This is a genomic window from Methylophaga sp. UBA5088 (genome assembly GCF_002414625.1).
GTDB classification, from domain to species: domain Bacteria; phylum Pseudomonadota; class Gammaproteobacteria; order Nitrosococcales; family Methylophagaceae; genus Methylophaga; species Methylophaga marina.
In genome coordinates this window covers 11,986-14,601 of the sequence record NZ_DIAC01000004.1, presented here as the reverse complement: position 1 = coordinate 14,601, position 2,616 = coordinate 11,986, and the positions used below count along the sequence as shown (strand labels likewise).

The 2,616-nt window shown below is 43.5% G+C and carries 2 protein-coding genes, 1 pseudogene and 1 riboswitch; all 3 genes and pseudogenes read right to left on the bottom strand.

The features are described 5' to 3' along the window. A pseudogene (locus tag B4K20_RS00440) lies at nucleotides 1-215 on the bottom strand (ABC transporter permease); the annotation flags it as partial. A gap of 23 nt (nucleotides 216-238) precedes the next feature. Next, entirely contained in the window at nucleotides 239-1,306 is a 1,068-nt protein-coding gene (locus tag B4K20_RS00435) for a putative urea ABC transporter substrate-binding protein (protein ID WP_289281465.1), read from the bottom strand. Nucleotides 1,307-1,363: 57 nt separating this feature from the next. Further along, a riboswitch (guanidine-I (ykkC/yxkD leader) is annotated at nucleotides 1,364-1,462 on the bottom strand. A 208-nt stretch (nucleotides 1,463-1,670) separates the two neighbouring features. Next, nucleotides 1,671-2,616, bottom strand: a 946-nt coding sequence (locus B4K20_RS00430) for a methyl-accepting chemotaxis protein (protein WP_289281464.1), incomplete at its 5' end; no start/stop codon positions are given.

Below are 2,616 nucleotides of genomic sequence, written 5' to 3'. Positions count from 1 at the left end.
AGAAGATAATCACCGGTACGCTTACTCGGCTCAAACGCCATGGTGTGAATTGCATGACCGAATGCTTCAAATGAAGGCATCAGTTTATCGTTTGGATTCACCGCCAGGCGTTCATTCGATGCGACCAGATAAACCAGTAAAATCAGGATAAAAGGTAAAGCACCTAATAACCATTTACCGGCTTTACTGGGCTGCTGATTGATAAGTCGTTTCATAATGATTCTCGGACTGATGACGGTTACAGAGAACCGTCAGCAGCCATAGACATGAAAGATGAATCAAAACGCAGTTTTACATTAGTCGAATTACCAACCACGTTGCCATCTGGGTAAGCGATACCAATAAAACCAGCATCCATCGCACCTTCACCTAAAAGCCCATGTTCAAATGAAAACTCACTGACATATTTCATGGTTTCAGGTAATTGCTTGCTTTCAGCAAAAGCGACTGCCTCTTTTGCTTCATAAAACATATTGGTCGCCGCCAGCTGTGATTTATATCCTTCCAGATCAGTACCCGATGCTTTTGCCATAAAACTCAAAGCATCAGTATCTTCAGCCGCCATACGCGCCATGATTTCATACCAAGCGCCGGTTAATGCTTTACCGAAAGCGGGGTTATCTTTCAGCGTTTCTGTATTGACAAGCAACATATCAATGATTTCACCCGGAATTTGCGAGGAATCAAACACTTTACTGGTGTTTGGCATAGATGCCACTTCAGATAATAGCGGGTTCCAGGTAACGGTTGACGTCACATCATCCGCGTTAAACACACCGACTAAGTCAGCATCTGATGTATTCACGACTCTGACGTCACGCTCGCTCAGACCAATGGTATCCAGTGCACGTGCTAATAAATAATGTGAAACAGAGAGTTCAACGAGATTAACATTTTGACCTTCAATGTCTTTTAAGCTTTTATCATTGCCTTTAAGAACAATGCCATCATTACCGTTAGAAAAGTCACCCAGGATTAACGCTGTCGAATCGACACCGCCCGCAGCTGGAATAGTCAGGGCATCCATATTCGTCATAGTACAGCCATCAAACTGACCAGCCGTATATTGGTTGATGGATTCTACGTAGTCATTGATTTGCACCACATCAATTTCAATGCCGTATTTATCGGCCCATTTTTTGACGATACCGGTATTTGCCGCATAGTCCCACGGCATCCATCCGGCATAAATTGTCCAGGCAATACTGAATTTATCTTTTTGTTCAGCATTTGCTGAAAAGGGAACGACCAGGAGAGAAAAAGAAAGCAGCAAGAAGCTGATAATACGAAGATTGGAGAACTTCATGAAGTTACCTCACAGTTAAGTTAGAAACACGGTGCAAGAGATGTTTTACAAAAAACAATCTCCCGGGCTTTTATCCCTCCGTGTAACCTTCACTGTGAAGGTCGGTTACTCTCGGTCCAGACATCATCGTTGATCGGAACCCTAGAAACCTTATTTAGTCGACAGTAGTTGGTAAACCACCTCAGCACTTAGCGCTAATAACGCAGATACCATGCCAGTTCTATGACTATCAGAATAATTAATGTGTGATCATCAACTTAGCTATTTATGCTAAGTCTATCTCGACCTCTCAAGTTGCACCATAATGGCACACCCATGATTTCATGCTCACCGTAATGGTGCAATCAAGACTCACCTGAACTTTTTAGCGAGATGAAAACCGGGTAATCATATTCAGTAGATTTTGTGACTCCTGAGCCAGATTTTCAGCATGCACATTCACCTTGTTGGCATTATTCACCACCATTTCAGCATCTGAACTGATTCTGACCACATTCTGATTAATGTCTTCACTCACCGCGCTCTGCTCTTCAACCGCAGTCGCAATCAAGGTGTTGAGTTCATTAAGTTTCTCCACACTTTCTTTAATAGAGCTCACAGAGTCAATAGAACCCTGAATATCCTGACGGCTTGAGGAGGCAGTATCTTTAGTCGTTTCCATACCCTTCACCACTTTGACGACAGAGCCATCCAGTTTAGAAATCAGGTTCGAAATTTCTTGGGTCGATTCCTGGGTTCGGGTCGCCAATGAACGTACCTCATCAGCAACAACAGCAAAGCCTCTACCATGATCACCGGCTCTGGCGGCCTCAATCGCGGCGTTTAACGCCAGCAGATTCGTTTGTTCAGCAATGTTACTAATCACATCTACAATAGGATTAATCGCACTGGAGTCAGATTCCAGTGTTTTAATATAGTCACTGATAGTATCAAAGGCTTTATCTAGGCTGGTTAAGCCTTTTACTGCTGTTTCAGATTTAGCCATACTTTGTTGCGTTAACTCATCAACATGATTCGCAGACTGAGAAGCCAAGCTAGCATTGCGTGCCACCTCTTGAATCGTGGAAGACATTTCTGTCATGGCGGTCGCCACCTGCTCAGTTTGTGAGGCCTGAGAATTAATTGATTCCATAATGGATTGTTGAGACTGATAGGTATCGCCAGCCGACTTATCAATATTCCCAGCCGAATCTTTCATTCTGACTAATATAGTATTCAATCTGGCATGAAGTAGTTTATTGACAAGAACAAGTTGAGCCACCTCATCATCCGCACCAGTGTAGACCATGCCCATCAGTGGGTTGTTGACC

Coding starts and splice junctions, on each gene's coding strand:
- B4K20_RS00435 (WP_289281465.1), bottom strand. CDS start 1,306: ATGAAGTTCTCCAATCTTCGTATTATCAGCTTCTTGCTGCTTTCTTTT.